This is a genomic window from Nakamurella deserti (assembly GCF_003260015.1).
Classification (GTDB): Bacteria; Actinomycetota; Actinomycetes; order Mycobacteriales; family Nakamurellaceae; genus Nakamurella; species Nakamurella deserti.
The window spans coordinates 741716-763615 of sequence record NZ_QCXS01000003.1 but is presented as its reverse complement, the minus strand read 5'-3'; the positions used below and the strand labels follow the sequence as shown (position 1 = coordinate 763615).

General features: G+C 69.5%; 16 protein-coding genes. 10 read left to right on the top strand and 6 right to left on the bottom strand.

Going from position 1 to position 21900, the window contains the following annotated elements; all coding sequences use genetic code 11:
* Positions 1 to 302: 302 nt before the first annotated feature.
* Complete coding sequence (locus DB033_RS16730; protein ID WP_111768008.1) at positions 303 to 989, top strand: hypothetical protein; 687 nt, start codon at positions 303 to 305, stop codon at positions 987 to 989.
* Complete coding sequence (locus DB033_RS16725) at positions 986 to 1570, top strand: toll/interleukin-1 receptor domain-containing protein (RefSeq protein ID WP_111768007.1); 585 nt, start codon at positions 986 to 988, stop codon at positions 1568 to 1570. The genes DB033_RS16730 and DB033_RS16725 overlap by 4 nt, the downstream gene beginning before the upstream one ends.
* Positions 1571 to 2429: 859 nt before the next feature.
* On the opposite strand, the gene DB033_RS16720 is transcribed toward DB033_RS16725, so the two are convergent.
* Positions 2430 to 3107, bottom strand: coding sequence for a response regulator transcription factor (locus DB033_RS16720; RefSeq protein WP_170315577.1), 678 nt, complete (start codon positions 3105 to 3107; stop codon positions 2430 to 2432).
* Between the two features lie 483 nt (positions 3108 to 3590).
* On the opposite strand from DB033_RS16720, the gene DB033_RS16715 reads away from it, so the two are divergent.
* The 3 genes from DB033_RS16715 to lepB all read left to right on the top strand — a co-directional run bounded on the left by DB033_RS16715 (position 3591) and on the right by lepB (position 8472).
* On the top strand, positions 3591 to 5513 hold the full coding sequence (locus DB033_RS16715; RefSeq protein ID WP_157970748.1) for a fibronectin type III domain-containing protein: 1923 nt from the start codon (positions 3591 to 3593) through the stop codon (positions 5511 to 5513).
* Positions 5514 to 6350: 837 nt separating this feature from the next.
* Complete coding sequence (locus DB033_RS16710; protein ID WP_111768004.1) at positions 6351 to 7946, top strand: multicopper oxidase family protein; 1596 nt, start codon at positions 6351 to 6353, stop codon at positions 7944 to 7946.
* 1 nt (position 7947) lies between these two features.
* A complete protein-coding gene (lepB, locus tag DB033_RS16705; RefSeq protein WP_205843959.1) occupies positions 7948 to 8472 on the top strand; it encodes a signal peptidase I in 525 nt (174 codons plus the stop codon).
* Here the strand turns inward: lepB and DB033_RS21175 are convergent.
* The 3 genes from DB033_RS21175 to DB033_RS16690 all read right to left on the bottom strand — a co-directional run bounded on the left by DB033_RS21175 (position 8454) and on the right by DB033_RS16690 (position 12574).
* Positions 8454 to 10073 (bottom strand): peroxidase family protein, encoded by a 1620-nt coding sequence (locus DB033_RS21175; RefSeq protein WP_205843958.1) that lies wholly within the window; start codon positions 10071 to 10073, stop codon positions 8454 to 8456. The two genes, lepB and DB033_RS21175, sit on opposite strands and share 19 nt — an antisense overlap.
* A gap of 494 nt (positions 10074 to 10567) precedes the next feature.
* A complete protein-coding gene (locus DB033_RS16695; RefSeq protein WP_157970747.1) occupies positions 10568 to 10981 on the bottom strand; it encodes a response regulator in 414 nt (137 codons plus the stop codon).
* Positions 10982 to 11197: 216 nt separating this feature from the next.
* Complete coding sequence (locus DB033_RS16690; RefSeq protein ID WP_170315576.1) at positions 11198 to 12574, bottom strand: sensor histidine kinase; 1377 nt, start codon at positions 12572 to 12574, stop codon at positions 11198 to 11200.
* Between the two features lie 643 nt (positions 12575 to 13217).
* Here DB033_RS16690 and DB033_RS20800 point away from each other — a divergent pair.
* Positions 13218 to 14291, top strand: coding sequence for a copper resistance D family protein (locus tag DB033_RS20800; protein WP_157970746.1), 1074 nt, complete (start codon positions 13218 to 13220; stop codon positions 14289 to 14291).
* A gap of 78 nt (positions 14292 to 14369) precedes the next feature.
* Here DB033_RS20800 and DB033_RS16680 read toward each other — a convergent pair whose 3' ends face one another.
* Complete coding sequence (locus DB033_RS16680; protein ID WP_111768000.1) at positions 14370 to 15644, bottom strand: PucR family transcriptional regulator; 1275 nt, start codon at positions 15642 to 15644, stop codon at positions 14370 to 14372.
* A gap of 91 nt (positions 15645 to 15735) precedes the next feature.
* Here DB033_RS16680 and DB033_RS16675 point away from each other — a divergent pair, with 91 nt between their 5' ends.
* Positions 15736 to 16839 (top strand): ferredoxin reductase, encoded by a 1104-nt coding sequence (locus DB033_RS16675; protein ID WP_420814086.1) that lies wholly within the window; start codon positions 15736 to 15738, stop codon positions 16837 to 16839.
* Between the two features lie 40 nt (positions 16840 to 16879).
* Entirely contained in the window at positions 16880 to 18097 is a 1218-nt protein-coding gene (locus DB033_RS16670) for a fatty acid desaturase family protein (protein WP_111767999.1), read from the top strand.
* 108 nt (positions 18098 to 18205) lie between these two features.
* Here DB033_RS16670 and DB033_RS16665 read toward each other — a convergent pair whose 3' ends face one another.
* Positions 18206 to 18889, bottom strand: a complete 684-nt coding sequence (locus DB033_RS16665) for a UdgX family uracil-DNA binding protein (RefSeq protein ID WP_111767998.1) — start codon at positions 18887 to 18889, stop codon at positions 18206 to 18208.
* Positions 18890 to 18959: 70 nt separating this feature from the next.
* On the opposite strand from DB033_RS16665, the gene DB033_RS16660 reads away from it, so the two are divergent.
* A complete protein-coding gene (locus DB033_RS16660) occupies positions 18960 to 20294 on the top strand; it encodes an MFS transporter (RefSeq protein WP_111767997.1) in 1335 nt (444 codons plus the stop codon).
* 204 nt (positions 20295 to 20498) lie between these two features.
* A complete protein-coding gene (locus tag DB033_RS16655; RefSeq protein WP_111767996.1) occupies positions 20499 to 21893 on the top strand; it encodes a neutral zinc metallopeptidase in 1395 nt (464 codons plus the stop codon).
* Positions 21894 to 21900 lie beyond the last annotated feature (7 nt).

Here is a 21900-nt window from a genome sequence, read left to right as displayed (position 1 = left end):
GCCGTTCCCGAGCAGCGATCAGGCGTTGTAACTGGTTGGGTTGCGGAACCCGAGGGCGGGGCCTCGAAGGTGCTCGAGTCGGCCGTACATCGCTCCCGCGGGTCCGTTGCTGGTGTCGAGCCGATGGCCATCACCCAGAACGATCACGACGTCGTTGCACATGTCACAGGGCTTGGCGGCGTCGCAGTGGTGCCGACAATTAGGTTAACGTGTGCGTCGAACATCTGGAGCTATTTGAGCACGTCAGAGGATGTTTCGGAGGCGTAGAAGGGGCGATCGTGGAGCTAGGAAGTATTGAAAAGATGCGGGACATCTTGGCCAAGGGGGGCAACCCGTACGAGGTCGATCCCGAGGACCAAGGCGCCTACAACGAAGCGCTAGCTGCTCGGCTCCAGTTCGTGCCGCGAGACTTCGAGTTTGAAGAGACCGACGAGAGCTTGATCAACGCGCTGGAGGCGGCAGAGCCAGGTGAGGCAAGGCGCAACTACCAGGAGCAGGTCTACGCCGATCTAGAGGAAGAGGCCGATAACAATCAGGCCCGTCCGGAGATTCTGGAGAACCTGAAGGTCGATGACTGGGACGAGATCCGGGCCAGCAAGATGAAGCGGGAGGGCACGAAGGTTCCCGGCATGGAGCTGTGGTTCTCGATGAACAGCTTTAAAGACAAGATCACGGGCGTCGTCTGGACGAACGTCGTGCTGCTGTTCGGGCTGCACCTCGCCGTGCCAATTGCTGTGCCCGTGAGCGTGGCAGTGAACGCGTTGCGCAGCGTGAAGCGCATGACCGAGCCGCAGATGGAGGTCTACCGCACGTTCGTGCGCCTGTCGGACGAGAAGGACCAGAACCCGTACAGCGATCGACTCAAGCTCGCCGAGCTGCTGGCCTCGCTGCCCGGCGAGTCCGACAGCAAGAACAAGGTGCTGCTAGACGAGATGAAGCAGGCCAAGATTCTCCAGAGCGCAGGCGACGAGTGGTGGTTGCAGCGGTGAAGCTGTTCATGTCCCATAACCACCGCGACAAGCCACGAGTGCGAGCGTTGAGCCGTCAGCTCCAGTTGGCCGGCGCAGATGTATGGCTCGATGAGTGGGCGATGCGACCGGGCGACTCGATCCCGCTGAAGGTCAACGAGGGCCTGGAGACAATGGACCAGATCTTGGCCTGCTGGTCTACCAACGCCAACGGTGCACGGTGGGTGGAGACCGAGTTCGCGACTGGGCTGAACAGGAGCCTGGCTCCTGCCTCAACAGTGCGGGTGATCCCGGTGATCCTGGACGACACGCCACTGCCGACAATCATCAGTCACCTCCTGTGGGTGGATCTCCGGACCGACGATGTAGACGCGGCAGTCAACCTCATCATGGGCTTCCGGAACAATGCTGAGCGCCTGATGGCTATCCAGGAGGCGCTGGTCGAGTCGGACATCCAAGTCCTGACACTGCCAGGCGGCGAAATTTACGTGTGCTGTGATAACTGCGGAGCGCCAATCTCTGAGCTGGTTGTGCAGCAAGACGTCGACGAAAAGCAAGACGACATCTACTACTCGGTGACCTGTAAAGTTTGCGGACGGTAGGGCATAAAAAGCACTAGTACACGATTCGGGGTGGTCGGATTTTGACCCCTGGTTAGGGCTAGCCGCCGGTCGCCCGCTGATCGAGCCGGCGGGTTTAAACCAGCACGAGACCGTAGATTGCGATGAGCCCTATCTGTATCAATTCAATCTCGTTCGTTGGTGTCCGGCGCGGTTCCACCGCCCTCTCGGCCAGGCTGCTGCTCTCGGTCGGAGGCCAAGCGATTCAGCAGCGACCTCGTCGCGCAGACGTCGGAGGCGTGTCATTGCAGTGTCCACAGGCTCAGCACCCTGCGCCACATGCGCACCTCAGGCACAGTGCATGACGCCAACTCGGTTGCAGCGCAACGGATGTTGTTCTGCCCGTTACCTGGGGGTCAAGGGCCCATTGCTGCCGGGATCCGCAGACCAGAGAGCCCGGGACAACAGCGCCGATGGCATGATTTACGAGCCGTGCCTAGGCAGAAAGGTTCCGCGCCGCGGCGACGCCGCAAGTTCCGGTGTGCGTCCGACGGTCGTTTTTCGCCCTAGTTGCTTAGGCCCATAGTCTCAGTTTCAGTCTCCTTCGCTGGCGTCCGGCGCAGTTCAGCCATGCTCTTAGATTGGCCACCGCCACAGGTCCTCGACCATGCGGTCCTCGGCGAATGCTGCCGTGCGGACCTCGAAAGCGTGTGAGCGTGAAAGCGTTCCGTGGGTTCAAATCCCACCGCCACCGCCATGAACGGGCCCTCGGCCGGAGATCGATCCGGCTGGGGGTCCGTCGTGCATTCTCCGGCTCCCCGTACGCGGCGGACCCGGGGGCAGCCGCGGCGTCGAACGGGCAGCCGGCCGATCCCCCGGGGGCACGCGGACCCCGATGCATTCACCGTTCGTCGCCGGGTCCGATGAGCCCTAATTGCTGCGCCTTCACGACGGCTTCCAGCTGGCTGCTGACCCCCAGTTTGAGGTGCAGGGACTTGATGTACCCACGGCAGGTGTTCAGCGTGATGCCGAGGATCTGACTGGCCTGGGTCGCCGTCGTCCCGCGTCCGAGCAGTTGGAGGACCTGCAACTCCCGCTGGGTCAGGTTCGCCTGCGTCTCCGGCTCGTGACGGTGGGTCGACGTCGACGGGCCGAAGACCGACGGAGCCACCAGCATGTGCCCCTGGCGCACGCGGCGCAGGACGCCGATCATCTCGTCGAGCGAGCCGTCCTTGGGGATGAACGCCGAGGCGCCGGCCTGGGCGGCCTTGGACACCCACTCCGGGTCCCGGTGGGCGGTGACGACCGCGACGATGGTGTCCGGGGACGCCTCGCGGATGCGTCGACTCCCGGCCAGCCCGTCCTGCCGGGGCATCTGGATGTCCATCACCGCGATGTCGGGCTTGAGGCGGGCAGCCAGCGTGATCCCTTCGGCCGCCGAGCTGGCGGTACCGACGCACCGCATCCCGGACACGCTGTTCAAGGCGACGGACAGCAGATCGGCGAACGAACGGTGATCGTCGACGACCAGGATCGTCAGGTCCCGGAACCCGGTTCGACGTGCCTCATCTGATCCCATTGGGGCATCTAAGGTCATGGCAGTCCCGAGTTCTGTGCACGGACAGTAACAGTCGCCTTCCGATTCGTCCCCATGGGGGCGATTGACGACGAATGTATCATCCGTTCGTGTCGGCCGCTGGGAGGGCCAACCGGCCGTCGGTGCCCGTGATGATCGTGGATCCCGCGCCGGTGCTCCCGTGCAGACGCCCCCGGATCCGGCCGGTGAGGCTCGCCCGCAATCAATCGGTTTCCCCAAATATGGGGGGCCGCGGACCCCCTCTATCGGGCTGCCGACGGGGGGCCGGCGACGTCGACTGTGGAGGGCATGGACCGCAGAGGTCACGTTCCCCTCGGGACCGAGTCCCGCCTACGTCGCAGGAGACGCGCAATGAGCAGAATCGAACGAGGGGTGGCCACCACCCCGTCGAGAGGAACCGGGCATCGCCGGCTCCCGATGATTGTCGCCGGAGCGATGGGCATCCTCAGTGCCGGTGCAGTCGGCATGGGCGTCGCACAGGCGGCGGTACCGACGTACCCGGACAACGTCGTCGTGTTCCCGGACCGTGACTTCGTCACCATCGAGGGCTACCAGGACCACATCGGCGAGACGGCCACCGTCACCGTGACCCGCGGCAGCCAGGTAATTGGGTCTGCGGTCGGCACCGTGGCCGAGGGCGACGTCGCCTTCGAGATCAACCACCCCGGCGGGGTGTGCTGGGGCGCGGGCACCGGCCTCAACGTGACCCCGGACATCCAGAAGGGCGACAAGGTCTCGATCACGTTCTCCGACGGTGCGAGCGGTGACACCATCACGAGCACCGGCAGTGCGGCCGCGCACGCTGCCCTCAGCGGGAACACCGTGACCGTCACGGGCACCTACGGCCCCGACGTCATCGCCGGCCAGGCGGAGGTGCGGATCGTGAACCCGGACCTCACCGCCCTCGTCGGCAAGCGCGATGTCCGCGCCGTCACCGGTGGCCTCGCGCCGGCCCCCAAGGGTGGCTACTCCTCGAACCTGGAGATGGCCGACGGGAGGTTCACCGCCACCTTCGACTTCGACACCCTGAAGGCGGCCCAGACCGCCGCCGCGACGCAGGTCGAACGCTTCATGTCCTGGCAGGTCGAGGACGCGGACGCGAACCGCCAGGGCCTCACCATCTCCGAGTTCGGCGAGTTCGGCGGCCCCGGCATGGGCGGCTGCCCCGCCGGTCCCGCTGACTCTGCCCCCCCGAAGGCCAGCTACACCGTGACCCGCTCCGCGGACAAGACGAAGCTCGCCGTGAAGTGGACGCCGGCCGATACCCCTGCGGGTACGCCTGCCATCACCAATTACAATGTCGCGGCGCTCAAGGCCGACGGCACATTCGTCGGCAGCCGCGTGGGTGCAAGCGCCACCGGCGCGACCCTGGCCGTCGACCCGGCGGTGGCTGACTACACGGTCGAGGTCCGCTCGGTGGCCGGCGCCAAGATGGGCGACCCGTTCGAGCCGGCTCCCACCGCAGGCACCGGCGAGCTGCCGGCCGACCAGACCGCGCCCAACCTGACCATCAACCCGGCGGCTTCGGGCAACACGGCCGAGACCGCGGTCGAGGCAACCAGCGTCACCCTCGGCTCGGAGAGTGCGGCCGACGTGTACTTCACCACCGACGGCAGTGAGGCCGTCCTCGGCGACCTGCCCGGCGACACCGCACAGCTGTACAGGTCCCCGATCGCCATCACCGCGCTGACCGAGATCCACGCCGTCGCCATCGACCGGGCCGGCAACATCTCCAAGCAGGCCATCGGCTTCTACAAGCCGGCCGGCGCCCAGGTGCTCAACGCCCCCACCGGTCTGGCCGCCACGGCCGGCATCGGCCAGGTGGCGCTGAAGTGGGTCGCGCCGTCCGGTAGCAGCACCCCGGTCACCGGATACCAGGTCGAGGCCTCGACCGTGGCCGCCGACGGCACGATCACCCCGCTTGCCACCCAGCCGGTCGTCACCACCGACACCAACCAGATCGTCACCGGGCTGGCCTCGGACACGAAGTACTCGTTCACGGTGAAGGCGCTGTACGGCGCGTCGTCCAGCGCTCCATCCGGTGCGGCGACAGCGACGACGCCGGTGGCCTCCGCCAAGGTCACCATCAGCTCGGGCCGGTGGAAGAACGCCGACACCCGCATCCAGGGCACGACCGACCAGCCGGCCCTGACCTCCAGCGTCGTCCGGTTCTACCGCAAGTCGGCCGACGGCACCTTCAGCACCCAGTACGCCGGTCCGACCGCACTGGTCGCGGCGGTGGCCCCGGCCACCGGCTCCACCTTCGACGGCCGGTTCCGTACCACCGCGCTGACCGGGACCACCAACCCCGGCCAGATCGTCGCCAAGCTGTTCGACGGCAGCGGCAAGGAACTGGGAGTCAGCGCTCCGTTCGCTCTGACTGGCTGATCCACCCCGCACCCAAGCGTGCGGCGGGCCGGCAGGCCCGCCGCACGCTCTTCTGCGTTCCCGGCCGTCGGTGTCCTCGAGGCGCATCGGCACGACCAACAGGGCGCTGGGCCGCACGGCCTCGGCGACGTGTGTCGTGGGCGTCGACGCGCAGACCGGCTCTCGGCGTCACGCGGTGAGCGCTGTCGCGCCGGTCCGTGGACACCACGGCGCGACGGCGGCACCCGACCGGCCGAGCCGCTTCCGGCGTGGCGGAACAAAGCCGCCCGTAACCCGGCCACGTGGGCTCCTGCGGTTCCACCGCTGTTCCGGTGGGTGCGGACAGCGACCCGAGGCACGCCGGCGCCCCACCGGGGCGAGCACACCATCCACACCCACGACGAGTTGGACGTCCCGTCTCCGGACCGACCGGGCGACACCTCTCTGCGTCCCGGGCCGTCGCGAGCTCCACCGGCAGACGGTGCGGTTGACGAAGCCATCGACTCCGTGAGCGGGTTCAGGGTGTCGGCGACGTCCGCGACAGCGGCCTCACCCCAGGAGCGCAGGGCCCGTTCCGGCTCCGCGTCGAGGATGCCGCACGCCGTGCGCGGTGAGTGACCGCTCGCAGGGCTCGATGCGCGGATGTCCGGTTTCCTGCACGCACGTATACCAAGTCGGTGACTGGGTGTCACGTGCTCCCCAACTTTAGGGGACTCCATCCCCCCCTGATCGGGGTTCCTGATCGTGAGCCGCTCCGGGATTCTTGACCCAGTGGCGGGGACGGTCGACGAAGACCTGAGTCCTGGATCGACATATCGCCATCCCACTCGTCAACGTCTCCGGGTCGAAGGAATTCTCATGGCTGTGTCACGGCGCGATGTGTTCAAGCTCGGCGGTCTGGCGGCCGCCGGGGCTGCGGGATTGGCCCTGCCCTGGGGTGCTGGCGTCAGCGCCTCCTCGGCGAGCCTGCTCCCGACGTCCAAGATGCCCAAGGTGTTCGCCGCACCGTTCACCCGGCTCGGCGTCCTCACGCCCACCGTCGGCACGGATGCCGACGGCCCGTTCGACGAGTACCACATCAAGGCCGTTCCCGGTCTGGCCGGCATCGTTCCCGGTCTGCAGACGCCGGTCCTCGGTTACGACGGACTTGTACCCGCCAAGCGGATCGACGTGCAGCAGGGTCGCCGAATCAAGATGACCATGTACAACAACCTGCCGCCGGCGCACCCGACATTCGGTACCCCGATGGGTATCTCGACCCACCTCCACGGGTCGGCATCGCTTCCGCAGTACGACGGTTACGCCAGCGACGTCACCGCCCCCGGCCAGAAGAAGACGTACCAGTACCCGAACTTCCAAAACGCGCGCACGCTCTGGTACCACGACCACGGCGTGCACTACACGGCGCAGAACGCCTACTCCGGCCTGGCGTCGCAGTACCACCTGCACGACCCGCAGGAACAGGCGCTGCTGCCCCAAGGCGAATTCGACGTCGCGGTGACCCTGTCCGACATGATGTTCGCCGCCAACGGATCCCAGATGTACGACGACCGCAGCCACTCGGGCTTGTGGGGCGACGTGATCCTGGCCAACGGCACGCCGTGGCCGGTGATGAAGGTCAAGAAGCGGGTCTACCGCTTCCGCTTCCTGAACGCGTCGATCTCGCGGTCCTACCGCCCGACGACCTCCCCCGCGGCGCCGATGTACATGGTGGCCACCGATGGTGGATTGATGCCGAAATCGCAGCAGGTGACATCGTGGCGGCACGGCAGCGCCGAGCGGTACGAGGTGTTGATCGATTTCCGGAACTTCAAGGCCGGGCAGCGCATCGAGTTGCGGAACCTGAGCAATCCGAACAACCGCGACTACGACTTCACGGGCAAGATCATGGCATTCGACGTGGTGGACGACCCGTTCGACAAGAACGACCCCACGTCGTCGACGATCCCGGGAACGCTGAACCCCGGCAACGAGGTGATGAACCTCGTCGACACGGGCAGGTTCAAGGTCCGCAACATCCGCGTGCAGCGCGACGACACGACCAACGAGTGGAACCTCAACGGCGAGAGCTGGCACGACGTCGTGGATTCCGGATACAAGAAGGTGCTTGCCGATCCGAATCTGGGTGACACCGAAGTCTGGGAGATCCAGAACAACTCAGGCGGGTGGTTCCATCCGGTGCACATCCACCTGATCGACTTCAAGATCCTCAGCCGGAACGGTCGCGCACCCTTCAACTACGAGCTCGGCCCCAAGGACGTCGTCTACGTCGGTGAGGGCGAGACGGTCAAGGTCATCATGAAGTTCGGGCCGCACAAGGGCAAGTACATGGTGCACTGCCACAACCTGCCGCACGAGGATCACGACATGATGCACCAGTTCAGTGTCGGGCTCAAGGAGAGCGACCTCGACGACAACGATCCGATCTGGGCGGACCCGCCCACCCCCATCTGACATGCAGCGGGCCATCGGCCGGCGTCGGAACCGGAAGGCCTTCCTGGCGGCAGCCATCGTGGTGATCGCGGTGGTCGTCGTCAGGACGCAGGTCATCGATTCCGTGACGGTGACGTCGGACAGCATGGAGCCGACGGTGTGCCGGGGCGACACCCTCGCCCTCGCGAGAGGTCAGGGTTCGCAGGGCATCTCGCGGGACGACATCGTCACCTTCTCCAGCCCCTCCGACGGTGACCTCGCGATCAAGCGGGTGGTGGCGACAGCGGGACACCGGGTTGCGATCAAGGACGCCCAGCTGGAGGTCGACGGGATCGCGGTGGACGAGCCCTATGTGGACCACGCGAGCATCGACGGCGTGTACTTCGGACCGGTCACCGTCCCGGCTGACACCGTCTTCGTGATGGGTGACAACCGGGAACGGTCCATCGACTCCCGCGTCTACGGGCCGATACCGGTGTCACAGGTCACCGGTCGGCTGCTCTGGCGGCTGTCGTCCGCCTGTGAGGATCAGGTCGGCGGCTCCTGAGCGTCCGGCGCCTCCGGCAGTCCTGGATCCTCGGGCAGCTCCGGCTCCTCCGGTAGGTCCGGGACTTCCGGATCCGGCGCCATGCGCTCGTCGAGCTGGACCACCCCGGCCTCCACCAGGAACGCACCCATCCCGTACCCGGGCTCGCGGGTGAATCCGGAGCTGAAGTACGACGTCGGGTCGAGCGCGATGAAACCGAGAATGCACTCGGCCACGATGCGGGCACCGACCGGGCCGAGGACGCGGCTGCCCTTGAGTACTTCGGCTTCTCTGAGGACGTAGTACCAGAGCGGCACATCCCCGCCGAGCTTGGGGTCGTTGACTCCGAGCTGCTGGTCGGTCAGCGGCGTGAGCCGCATGGCCGTCGCGACCGCCTTGCCGCCGGGCAGGCCCAGCCGCACGGACCGCAACAGGTTCCGCTCGGCCAGTGCGGCGACAGGTGAGTCACCGACGACGGTGGCGGGGAGCGTGGCCAGCGGGAGCGACAGCTTGGCGTCGACGAGCCGCGCGAAGTTGCGGCCCTCGGGAACCGACATCCCCGGTATGTCGAAGAAGTAGCTCCAGTCGATGCGGTCCTCCCGCTGCACCGACCGGCGCCCCCGCAGGTCGTAGCCCTCGGCACCGAAGATCGGCTTCGTGTGGTTGTCGTGCAGCTCGTACTCCGGCCGGATCATGGTGTGGCCGAAGCGGTAGGCCGCGACGGCGAACTCGAGCGGCATCATCGGCTTGGTCAGGTTCTGAGGCTTGTACAGGCTGTTCTTGAACCGCAGGCCCAGGCCCGTCTTCGGCCGTTCGAGCATGGACTGGACGACGTCCGCACCGCACATCCGAGGCAGGTAGTCGTTCACGACCAACCACTGATAGCGCCAGGTCACCTGCTGTCGTGCCGCGGCGAAGCTCATCCCGCTTTCCATCAGCGTGTTGTGCAGGCAGAGGAATGCAGCGTGCAATTGCGCGATGATCAGGTTTTCGTCGTTGCGTGCGTCCCCGACGACAGCCTTGCCGCTCGCGTCCCGAGGTAGATCCTCCACGCCGTCACGGATGTCCACCTTGAGGAACCCGGCGGGTCTGCGGGCCGTGTCGTACAGGTGCGGGTCGGCGGTAGGGCCGCGGCCGTAGACCGAACCGAGATCCAGTGCCGGCGATTCGAAATTCCGGATTCCCTGGGGATCGGCGGTGGCCTGTTCGAGCGGTGTGTGGTCGAGAGTGATGTCGTGGTCGATGAACTGACCGAGGAAGGTGTACCCGGACGGCACGGCGAAATTGTCGAAACCATCCCGCGCGGCGGACGGATCGGGTGCGGGTGGACGGCGGTCGACCATCGTGGCCGCCAGCCTCGTCAGGGCCGATTCCGGCGGCGTGTACGGCTTCAGATTCGGGAACATGAGTCCGAACTTGCCCTGGCGCGTACGGCCGAGCTTGACCACCACATCGGCGCCGCGGAGCGTGGCCGCACCGCCGTGCCCCCACGCGCCGGTGGGAACGCCGGCTTCCGCCCTGCCTCCGCCGAGGACCAGCGAGGTGGCGACCGCTGCACCGGCTGCGCCGGTGATCACCGATCGTCGACTGAACCTGGAACCACCTGTCGCGGCCTCGGACATGGTCGGGGCAACCTTTCGCTGCAGGGGTCGTGCCCACCGGGGTGTCGATTCGTACGGAGAGTGACCACCGCCGTCTGTCGACCCCTCGACCTGATTATCGACCAGCCGGTTCGGGCTGGCAATCGGGGTGGAGTAGAGAAAATGTGCGGCTGGATTGGTCCAGGAGTGTGCATCGACGCGTGAGCGGACGGGGTGGAGCAGAGGGTGAACGAGAGACTGCCGTACCGGCTGGTGCGGGCGACTGCACGAGGGCAGACACTTCTGACGCCAGAATCGAAGCGGTGAGCGGGGGTGCTCGGTCGGTCGAGCGGACCACCGCTGCGACGTGAGCACCTGATCGCCACCGCCACCGTCAGAGGCCGCGCAGCAGGAACCGTTGCCGCCGGAGGCCCGACGACCCGATCCTCCACCGGCGGGCTGTGGAACTCAACGACGCGGAATCGCGATCGGTCGGGATCCTGGGCGGCGGCGTCACCGGGTTCGGCGGGGCGGGATCAGGCGGGCCGGCCGCCGCGCACCGCATGCCTGGCGGGCCACGCCGTGCCGCCGTCGGCGACATCCTGGACGGCAGCGAGCAAATTCCGCGGATCGCCGCCCTTCAACACGAAGCCGCTGGCTCCGGCGAGGGCCGATTCCTGGAGTATCCGTGCGTTGACCGAACCACTCAGCATCAGCACCCGCACGCCGGTCGTGATGCGGAGCAGATCCCGCGTGACGACGATGCCCGAGGTCGTGTTCAGGTTGACGTCCATGAGGACGACGTCGGGACGGAGCCGGCGCGCCTGTTCCGGCGCCTCGGCGCCGTCGGCGCACTCGCCGACCACCTCGAATCCCGCTGTCTCGCGGAGGAGGAACGACAGGCTCGCACGGATCAACGCGTGGTCGTCCACCAGCATGACCTTGACCATCCGGCTACCTCCTCCTGTCATCCGCGAGAGTCGTCCTGCCGACGTCTCGCCGGAGCAGTCGGGTCGGCGCCGTCACGCGCACCCGCCGACTTCGAGCATCCTGGGCGGGTTCTCCGGTGTCCACCCCTAATGAGGGGGGTGCCCCGCGCGGGCGGCACACCGTGGCGTCGCGGCCGGGTGGAGCCTCCGCCGCCGGAACACCACCGGTCGCGTGGGTCACGACGTCGCCGCAGCCGTCCCGCCACCCCATGGAAGTGCGGCACTCACGCGGGTTCCCGTATCACCGGCGGGGCCGATGGCGAAGGTGCCGCCCAGCGATTCGACCCGGTCACGCAACAGACGCAGACCGAGGTGGCCCTCTCCCCGCCGGTCGAGGTCGCCGACATCGATGCCGACACCGTTGTCGGTGACGCTGAGGACGATGGTGCCGCCGTCTCCGCTGCCGTCGCCCCCGGTGTCGACCGCCAACCTGACGGTCACCGCGGTGGCCCGGCTGTGTTCGGCGACGTTGGCGAGCGCCTCGCGGGCCACCCGGTACAGCGCGGTGACGGTGGAAGGGTCCAGTTCCGGCATCGGCTCGTCGTCGAACTGCACGTCGACCGCGATGCCGCTGTCGCGCAGCGGGACGGTCAGGTCTGCGATGGTCGCCGGCAGCTGGGCCGCGTTCAGGTCGGGCGGGTACAGGTCGACCATCATCCGGCGCAGCGAATCGATGGCGCGGTGGACGGAGTCCTGCACGGTGCTCAGCACCGGCTGCTGGGCTTCCGCGGCGGACACCCTGACCGCACCGAGCGCGTAGCCGATGCCGGCGAGGTCCTGGATGGGCCCGTCGTGCAGATCGGCGGCGATCCGGATGCGCTCTTTCTCCGACCCGGTCAGGCTGCGCTCGAGGAGGGCGGCGCGTTCGGATTCGTGGCGTTTCACCCGACGGGCCAGCGACACCGCGATCGGGACCTGGATGAGCTGCAGCATCACCAGCGGGATCAGCACCAGGGGCAGCAGGCTCCGCAGGATCGAGTTGGCCATCTCGTTCACCCGGCCGTAGTCGTAGTACGCCTCGAACGCGAGCTTCGGTTGTCCGGCCACCGCGAGCGGGACGTACACCTCCACGTAGCCGGATCCCGACGGGCCGTGATCCTGGGTCGCCGCCTCGCGTTCCTCGGCGAAGTCGGCACTCCGCACGTCCTGTGTGATCGCCGCCGCCACTTCGACCGGGGTGTCGACCTGCATCCCCACGTCCGCGGCGTCGCTGGCGTAGACCACCGTGCCGTCCACGGTCCAGACGGTCACCTCGGCGAGGTAACCGTCGGCGATCCGGTTCGCGACGGTGCGGTCGAGCTCGACACGGCGCGCGACGTCACCGGTGAGCGCATCGCCGAGCAGCGGGGCGATGACCAACCGGCCCAGCCGGTCGGTCATCCGTTCCGCGTCCTGCAGCGCCTGGTCGCGGGCGAGCGCCCGACTCGCGAGCACGGCACCGGCCGCGATGAGCAGCAGGACGAGGAGCGCGACGCCCCAGAACATCCGCAACCGGCCACCCACGCTGAGCCTCCGCTCGGTGACGGATGCCCGGGCGCTCGGCGGTGCATTCATTCGGGCTCCTGGTGTGGCTCGGAGAGGGCTTCCGCGGCGGACCGCGACGGTGCAGTCAGCGGGCGGACGGCCGGGCGTGCGGCGTCCGCGGCGTCGTTCGTCCACGGCGGCGGTCGGCATCGGCGGATCAGGACGGCCGGTGACGCCGTCGCAGCCGACCGGTCGATCGGGCATCGACGACGGCGAGGTCAGGCCGGCCTCGCGGGGCCGACCGTGGGCTCACCCCAGCGTCGACCGGTCGGCTCCCGTGCATTTCAGGCGGCGAACCGGCATCTGCACACCCCCCGGCTTCGTGGTGACTCTGTGTGCTCTTTCTGCACCCGATCGTCGCGTGACCCCCAGTTCTGGGGGGTCAGGACCCCCCCACGCGAGGGCTCCGGTGACTGACCGTGGCCGTCAGACTAGAGGTACCGGTGAGCTTTGGCCATCGGTGTCCGATCCTTTCGCGCGGTCGTGCCCGTCCGGACCTCCGGGCGGCCGTGGTCCGACGGCGGTGGATCACCGTCGCGCACGACGGCACCCACCGTGTCGTGCCGACGGGGCGCCGCGCCGAGGACCCCGCCGCACCGCAGCTCGCCGACCACCGGATGACGTCCCGCCCGCCCGCGCAGTCCGCCGTGACCCGAGACCCAGGAGATGTCCGATGGTCCAGCTGCTCGACAGTGCCCGGCCCCGCGCCGAGGTGCAGCCGCCCACCGATGCCGTCGCGTCCCACGGAGGCGCGCCGCAGGTCGGTCGACGACCCGGCGCCCGCTTCGTCGTCATCGCGATGGTGCTCGCCGGGGTGACGGCGACGCTGGTGTCGCGCTGGCTGACCGCGCCGCCGGTGCCGCCCGTCCTGGTGGGGTTGCCCGACGCCGGCGCCTTCACCCGGGCCGGCCTGCCGGTGGCGCAGTTCGTCCAGGAGCTCGCGGGGATCGCGGTCGTCGGGGTGTTGTTCGTGCGGTGTCTGACCGCGACCCGCCACCCGGATCCGGCCGGCCCGCACCTGCGGCGGGTGGCGTTGCGATGGGCGTGGGTGTGGTTGGCCGGCGCGACCGCGCTGTCGCTGTTGACCCTGTCCGAGCTCGCCGGCGTCCCGGCCGCCGAGGTGTTGTCCCGTCCGGAGCTGATGCGTGCACTCATCGGCACGGACCGCTTCATGGCCGGTGCCGTCACGCTGTGGGTCGCGCTGCTGCTCGTCCTGTTCGTCGAGCGTGTGTCCGGTGCCCTGGGCACCTGGCTGCTGGCGGTGGCCGCGGCGGGTGCGCTGCTGCCCGGCGCCCTGACCGGTCATGCGGCCCATCACGACAATGCGATCGTGGTCTCCGCCCTCTCCCTCGGCGTCCACATCGTGGCTGCGGGTGTCTGGATCGGTGGTCTGCTCGCGCTCGTCGTCCACCTCCGGAAATTCCCGGAGCAGCTCCGCCGGGCCATCCCGCGGTTCAGCGCGGCGGCACTGGTGTGTGTCGCCGCGGTCGGTGCCTCGGGTCTGCTCGCGGGGATCCTGATGCTGGACGGCTGGGAAGCGCTGTGGACGAGCCCCCGTGGTCACCTGATCCTGGCCAAGACCGTGGCGCTGGTGCTGCTCGTCGTGATCGGCCACCTGCACCGCAGGCGGACCCTCGCCGCCGCCTGCAGCGGTCGCCTGGGGCCGCTCATCAGGTTGGGCGCGGTCGAACTCTCCCTGATGGGCGCCACCCTGGGCGTCGCGGTGGTGTTGTCCACGACGGCGTGACCTCCGCATCGGCCGGCGGGATCGAACCGTCGTCTCCGGCGGGCGGCAGAGATCCGGCCGTCCGGCGATCGCTGCCGCTCAGGCACCGCCATCGGAGGCGTCATCCCCGGCCGGCGTCTCCGGGGGCACCACCAGCGCGACGGTCAGCGCCGCCACCTCGTCGGGATCGTCCCACCGGCTGCCGAAGTGCTCCCGGAGCTGGCCCAGCCGGTACCGCACCGTCTGCGGATGGACGTGCAGCGCGGCCGCGACGTCCTCGCGTCGACCCTGGTGCAGCAACCACGCCCGCAACGTCTCGGTGAGCCGGTGCGCGGTGGTCGGGCGCAGCCCGGCCAGGGGGGCCAGCACACGGGCCTGCAGGTCAGCCAGTGCTTCGGGGTCGGCGGTGACCACGAGCGCGGGGAGGTGCTCGTCGGTGTCGCAGGCGACGCCCGCCCCCCGCAGACCCCACCGCCGGGCCCGTAGGGCACGCAGGTAGGACACCCGGGCCTGCGTCCACGGCCGGGCCGGGCCGAGGTGTGCGTCCAGCCCGTCCAGTGACCGCAGGACAGCCGGCCGGCGTCCCACCGCGGCGTCGGCGACGAGCAGCACGCTGAGGTCGGACTGCTCGTCCTCGGTCAGGTCGGGCAGGTCGTCGTCGATGCGCAGGGTGCGGCCGTCCAGGGCCGCCATCGCCCGCGCCGCCTGCCCGCCGGGCAGCACCACCACCGAGAACGTCGCCGGCGGCCGCCACCCCGCCCGTTCGGCCAGCTTCTCGAGCCGGTCGGCGGGCTCGCCGGTGACCACCCCGAGGCCCAGCTGGCTGAGGTAGCGCTCCCGGACGCGGCCCGAGATGGCCAGCTCGTCGGCGTGGCCGGCGGCGCTGGCCGCCGAGAGGCCGTCGATGTAGGCGAAGACCAGCTCGGCGAACCAGGCCATCCCGCGGGCGCTCACGCCGGTCTCCAGTGCGGTCCGGGAGAACTCGCGCCAGGCCTCGCGGGTGCCGGCGCGGTAGGCGGCGAGCAGCGCGTCCATCGTCCGTCCGCCGCGGGCCTCGCCGCGTCCGAGGTCGTAGGCGCCGTCCAACGCGGGGGTGCGGGTGCGCCCGTCGGCGGCCGGGTCGGCGGCCGGTTGCGAGGCCAGCCGGAGGAAGCCACGCAGGGCGACCTCCACCGCCGAGGTGATCGTCGCACCCAGCGGGCCGGCGAAGGCGGCGCGGTAGGCGGGGACCTCCTCGGTGATCGCCCGCACGGTGTGCGCGGCCAGATCCGGCAGCCGGGCGAGCAGGAGTGTGACCGTCGTCTCGTCCAGACGGAGATCATCGGCGATTGCACCACCGTCGACCTGGGCAGCGCCCGCCGGCAGCACGTCCATTTGTCCTCCGAGAACAGTTCCGTGCGGGAGATTCACGTCCCTCGGTCATGAAAATACCCGCAGACCTCAGGAAACTGGAAGAGTGAGCAGTATCAGCGACAGCAACACCGACGCCGGGCCCCGCCCGTCCTCCCGGGGACCCCTGCGCCGCCGGCTGTGGGCCGTGGCCGAGTCCCTGGCGTCCCCCCGCACGCCCGCGGACTACCTCGACATGTTCTCCCCGCTCCGCCGCGGGGCCGATCTGCGGGCCCGGGTGCTCGAGGTCCGGGCCGAGGTGCAGGACGCCGTCACCGTCGTCCTGCAACCGGGTGCGGCCTGGCGCGGGCACCGCCCCGGCCAGTACGTCCGGGTGGGCATCGACGTCGAGGGTGTCCGCCGCTGGCGTTCCTACTCCGTGACGTCCGCGCCGACCTCGAGCGATCCGACGATCTCGGTCACCGCCAAGGCCGTCCCCGGCGGGCTGGTCAGCGGCCACCTCGCGCAGCGCCTGCAGGTCGGCGACCTGGTCATGCTCGACCAGGCCTGCGGCACCTTCGTGCTGCCGGAGCCGGTACCGGCCAAGACGCTGTTCATCACCGCCGGCAGCGGCATCACCCCGGTCGTCGGGATGCTCCGCGCCGGCCTCGACCGGCTCCGCGACGCCGTCCTGGTGCACTCCGACCGGACCCCCGGCGACGTGCTCTTCGGCGACGAGCTGCGCGATCTGGCGGCCGAGGGCCGGCTGCGGCTGGTGGAGAACCACACCGACGTGCAGGGCCGGCTGGATGCCGCGGCCCTGGACGCCCTCGTCCCGGACCTCGCCGAGCGGCACACCTGGGCCTGTGGTCCCGCGGGCCTGCTGGACGCCGTCGAGGAGTACTGGGCCGCGCGTGGCCTCACCGACCGGCTGCACGTCGAGCGGTTCCGGACCGCCCGGGTCGAGCCGGGACAGGGCGGCAGCGTCCGCTTCGGCGACGCGGGCACCGAGCTGACCGTCGACGGGGGCACCTCACTCCTCGACGCCGGCGAGCAGGCCGGCCTGTTGATGCCGTCCGGATGCCGCATCGGCATCTGCTTCTCGTGCGTGCTGCCGCTGCGCGAGGGCGCCGTCCGCGACCTGCGCACCGGCGACGTCACCACCGCGAGCGCCGGCGACGGCGTGCTCGTCCAGACCTGCGTGTCGGCCGCGGCTGGCGCCTGCCACATCGACCTCTGACCGATCCATCTCCCCCCACACCCCGAGGAAGTCCTCACCCGTGACCGTTCTGCAGAAGAAGACAGACAACCCCGTCGCGCACCTCTCGCCCGACGACATCGAAGACATCGGCCGCCGCCTCGACGCGATCCGCGCCGAGGTCGTCGGCAGCCGCGGCGCGGCCGACGCCGCCTACATCCGCCGGGTCATCGCCGTGCAGCGTTACCTGGAGATGACCAGCCGGGCGGTGCTGCTGTTCTCGAAGTTCAAGCCGGCGTGGTGGATCGGCACCGCCGGGCTGTCGATCGCCAAGATCCTGGAGAACATGGAGATCGGGCACAACATCATGCACGGTCAGTGGGACTGGATGCGTGACGACAAGATCCACTCGACCACCTGGGAGTGGGACAACGCCTCGCCGTCGGACCAGTGGAAGCACTCGCACAACGAGCTGCACCACACGTACACCAACGTGATCGGCAAGGACAACGACCTCGGCTACGGCATCATGCGCGTCGACGAGGATCAGCGCTGGGTGCCGATGTACCTGGCCCAGCCGCTGTGGAACTTCCTCAACGCCTGCTTCTTCGAGTTCGGCATCGCCGCCTACGACCTCGAGCTCGGCAAGAACCTCAAGTCCAAGCGCCGCCGCTCGAGCCCCGACTTCAAGGCGCGGGCCCGCCAGACCCTGCGCAAGATCCGGGCGCAGGCGGTCAAGGACTACGTCGCGCACCCCGCCCTGTCCGGGCCCTCGTTCGCCAGCACCATCAAGGCCAACGCCGTGGCCAACCTCGTCCGCAACCTGTGGACGCACTCGGTGATCATGTGCGGCCACTTCCCGGAGGGCGTGCAGACCTTCGAGCGCCGCTCCATCGACGGCGAGACCCGCGGCGAGTGGTACCTGCGCCAGATGCTCGGCTCGGCCAACATCAGCGGCAGCCGGCTGACCCACATCATGACCGGCAATCTGTCGTACCAGATCGAGCACCACCTGTTCCCGGACCTGCCCAGCAACCGCTACCAGCAGATCGCGCCGAAGGTGCGGCAGCTGTTCACCGACTACCAGCTGGCCTACGTGACCGGACCGCTGCCGGTGCAGGTCGCCTCGGCGTGGAGCAAGGTGTTCCGGCTGTCGCTGCCCAACGGTTTCGCGACGCAGCTGCGCGGCCGGGTGGGGGAGAAGATCGGGGGCCGGCTCGGCCGCCGGTTGGCCGGAGGGCCCCGCGCGGTGACGCCAATCGCGGCTGAGCGCCGGGCGCTGGTGGGCTCCGCCGCCTGAGCCCCTCCGTCCGAGTCCCGTGAGAAGCCGGACGACGGCGGGATGCCACCCCGGGGGTCGGCGTCCTCGCCGTCGTCCGGCTTCTGCGTCGGTGCGGAAAGGCGGTGATCAGCCGTCCGCGGCGGCGGCTCGCGCGAGCACGGTGAGGTCGGCGACCATCATCGCCCGGGACGTGTCCCGGTCCTCCGGGGTGCGGGCCCGCAGCACCGCCGACGGATGGATGGTGGCCAGCGCGAACGCGATGTCGGCCGTCTCCAGGGTGGCCGCGGCGAACGGACCCGCGGCCGGCGGCCAGGAGAGCAGCTCGCCGTGCTGCTGGGTGACCCGGAACGACGGCCCGAGCAGTGACTTCGCCGCCGTCGCCCCCAGCGCCACCACGTAGCGCGGGGCGACCGCCGCCAGTTCCGCGGCGAGCCACGGGCGGCAGGCGTTGACGTGCCGGGTGCTCGGGGTGGCGTGCAGCCGGCGCGGGCTGTCCATCGTGGTGGTGAACCGGAAATGCTTGACCGCGTTGGTCACGTACACCGCGCTGCGGTCGATACCGGCCTCCTCGAGCACCCCGTCCAGCAGCCGCCCGGCGGGACCGATGAACGGCTCGCCCTCGCGGTCCTCCGAGTCGCCGGGCTGCTCGCCGACCAGCATCACCCGCGCCGCGGCGGTGCCCCGGCCGAAGACCGTCCGGGTGGCGTCGGCGAACAACTCACATCCCTGGCAACCCGACGCCGCCGACTCCAACGTCGACAGGTCCAGGCTCGCGGGAACGAACGGTGCGGCGGTGGGGGCGGTGGCCATGGTGGTCAGCTACCCGTCGTCGCGGTGCCGTGAACCCCGATGGACACCGTCCGGCCCTACGATCCCAGGCATGACATCAGCGGCCGTCGGGCCAGCGTCGATCTCGGCTCCCGTACCGCGGAGCACGGTCTTCGCGTGGGGGCTCTGGGACTGGGGGTCGGCGGCCTTCAACGCCGTCATCGTCACCTTCGTGTTCTCGCCGTACCTGACCAAGGTCGTCGGTGCCGACCTGCCCGGCCGGATCAGCGCCAACACCTGGCTCGGCTGGTCGCTGGGCATCGCCGGTTTCGTCATCGCGGTGCTGGCACCCGTCGCCGGTCAGCGCGCGGACGCGAGCGGCCGGCGGCGACGGTCCCTGGCCACCTGGAGTGCGCTCACCGCGCTGGTGATGGTCGGGTTGTTCTGGGTGCGCGACGACCACACCTACCTGTGGCTGGGTCTGGTCCTGATGGGCCTGGGCTCCATCACCTTCCAGTTCGCCGAGGTCTCCTACAACGCGATGATCCGGCAGGTCTCGACCCCGGACAACATCGGCCGGGTGTCGGGTTTCGGCTGGTCGATGGGCTATTTCGGCGGCATCGTGCTGCTCTTGATCTGCTACGTGGGCTTCATCGCCCCGGACGAGGGCTGGTTCGGTGCGGGCGACGACGGCGGTCTGCGGTACCGGATGGTCGCGCTGTTCGCCGCCGCCTGGTTCGCCGTGTTCGCCGTGCCGGTGCTGTTCCGGGTGCCGGAGGTCGCGGCGCCGCCGACGGCGCCGAAGGTCGGCTTCGTCGCGTCCTACCGGCTGCTGTTCGCCGACCTGCGTGACCTGTACCGCACCGACCGGCACACCGTGTTCTTCCTCGGGGCGAGCGCGCTGTTCCGGGACGGGCTGGCCGCGATCTTCACCTTCGGCGCGGTCCTCGCGGTCACCGTCTACGGCATCAGCGAGGCCGACGTGCTCATCTTCGGGGTCGCCGCGAACGTCATCTCGGCGGTCGGTGCGCTGGTGGCCGGACGCTTCGACGACCGCACCGGCCCCAAGTCGGTCATCGTGGTGTCCCTGGTGGGCCTCATCATCACCTCGATCGTGCTGCTGTTCGTCTCCGGTCCGACGTCGTTCTGGATCTTCGGCCTGATCCTGTGCCTGTTCGTCGGCCCGGCCCAGTCGTCGTCGCGCACCTACCTGGCGCGGCTGTCCCCGCCCGGCCGGGAGGGCCAGATGTTCGGTCTCTACGCCACCACCGGCCGCGCCGTGTCGTTCCTGGCCCCCGCCCTGTTCGGTCTGTTCACCTTCCTGTTCGACAACGACCGCGCCGGCATCATCGGCATCCTCGTCGTGCTGCTCGCCGGACTCGCGGCGCTGTGGCCGGTGCGTCCGCCGCGGGACTCCGCTTCCCCGGCCCCGGCGGCGCGCGCCTGACCCGTCGCGGCGGGGGAGGGGATCCCCGGACGGCCGGTCGCGGGTTCACGCACAATGCGGGAGGAGCACCGGAACCTTCGGGCCCTCCGGCGCATCTGACGCTGTGACACCCCCACGGTCCGGGTACACCGACAGCACCGGACCGCGGCACCGACGGCACCGGCGCGGCCACCCGCAGCCGCCCGCAGCACACGGAGGACCCCGATGCACGTTCATGCTGGTCGCACCGCCCGGCGTCGCCGCGCCGCCCTCGGCTTCGGGCTGGCCGCCGTGCTGCTCGCCGGCTGCGCCACCGGTATCGCCGGTACCGCGGCGCCCGACCCGGAGGCGGTCCCGCCCGCGGGCAAACCCGCCGGCTACACCCCGTCGGACTTCCCGATCGAGTTCGCCGAGGAGGGCGGGGCCGACCAGATCGCCCGGGACGCCCTCGACGACGTCGTCGCGCACTACTCGTCCTGGTACCCCGACGTCTTCGGCCACGAGTTCGAGCCGCCGACCGGCGGCTACTTCTCGATCGGCCCCGGCGAGGGCAACAAGTCGGGCTGCATGGAGAGCCCCGACGACCCGATCATCGAGGAGAACGCCTTCTACTGCACCCGGGACGACGAGGTCGCCTACTGGCGTCCGCTGCTGGACCGGTTCGCCGGCGAGTACAGCGACATGCAGGTCGGTCTCGTGCTGGCGCACGAGCTCGGACACACCATCCAGGAGCGGGAGGGCATGTTCGACGTCCGCTCGATCGTCGCCGAGACGCAGGCCGACTGCTTCGCCGGCGTCTGGGCGGCCGGTGTGCGCGACGGCGAGAACCCGCACTTCCGCTTCGACCCGGCCAACCTCGACGAGACGATGCTGGCGTGGGCGCTCGAGCTGCCCAGCGAGGTCGGCTCCGATCCCGACGCCCAGGGTCAGCACGGGAGCGCCTTCGACCGGGTCAGCGCCATGCAGGAGGGCTACGAGCAGGGACCGGAGGCCTGCCGCGACAACTTCGACGACGACCGGGTCTTCACCCAGGCCGAGTTCAGCCAGCAGGAGCTGGCCAACCCCGACCCGGGCGACGCCTCCTACGACTCGTCCCTGGATTTCGCGCAGGCCATCTTCGGGCAGTTCTACGCCGACCAGTTCCCGGAACTCGGCGGCACGTGGGAGGCCCCCAAGCTGGTCTTCGGCGGCAGCGGTGACCCGTCGTGCAGCAGCAACCGGACCGTGTCGTACTGCCAGGGTGCCAACGCCGTGGTCATCTCCGACGAGTCGGAACTGCAGGATGTGCACGAGGAGTACGGGGACTTCGCGATGATGACCGCGCTCGGCCTGGCTTACGGGACCGCGGCGATCGTCGAGCTGGGCTTCTCCGCCGACGATCCGCTGGCCATGTCCGCCGCCAGCTGCCTGACCGGCGCGGTGGCCAGCGCGCTGACCCGCGACAACCCGTACGAGGTGTCGCTGAGCCCCGGTGACTTCGACGAGGCGACCGTGATGCTGCTGTCCGCCGACGACCAGAACACGGTCGTCGACGCCGGCGACGTGACGGCCTTCGAACGGATGGACGCCTTCCGCGCCGGGGTCAACGGCGGGGCGACCAGCTGCGGCGTCTCCGGCTGAGGCCCGG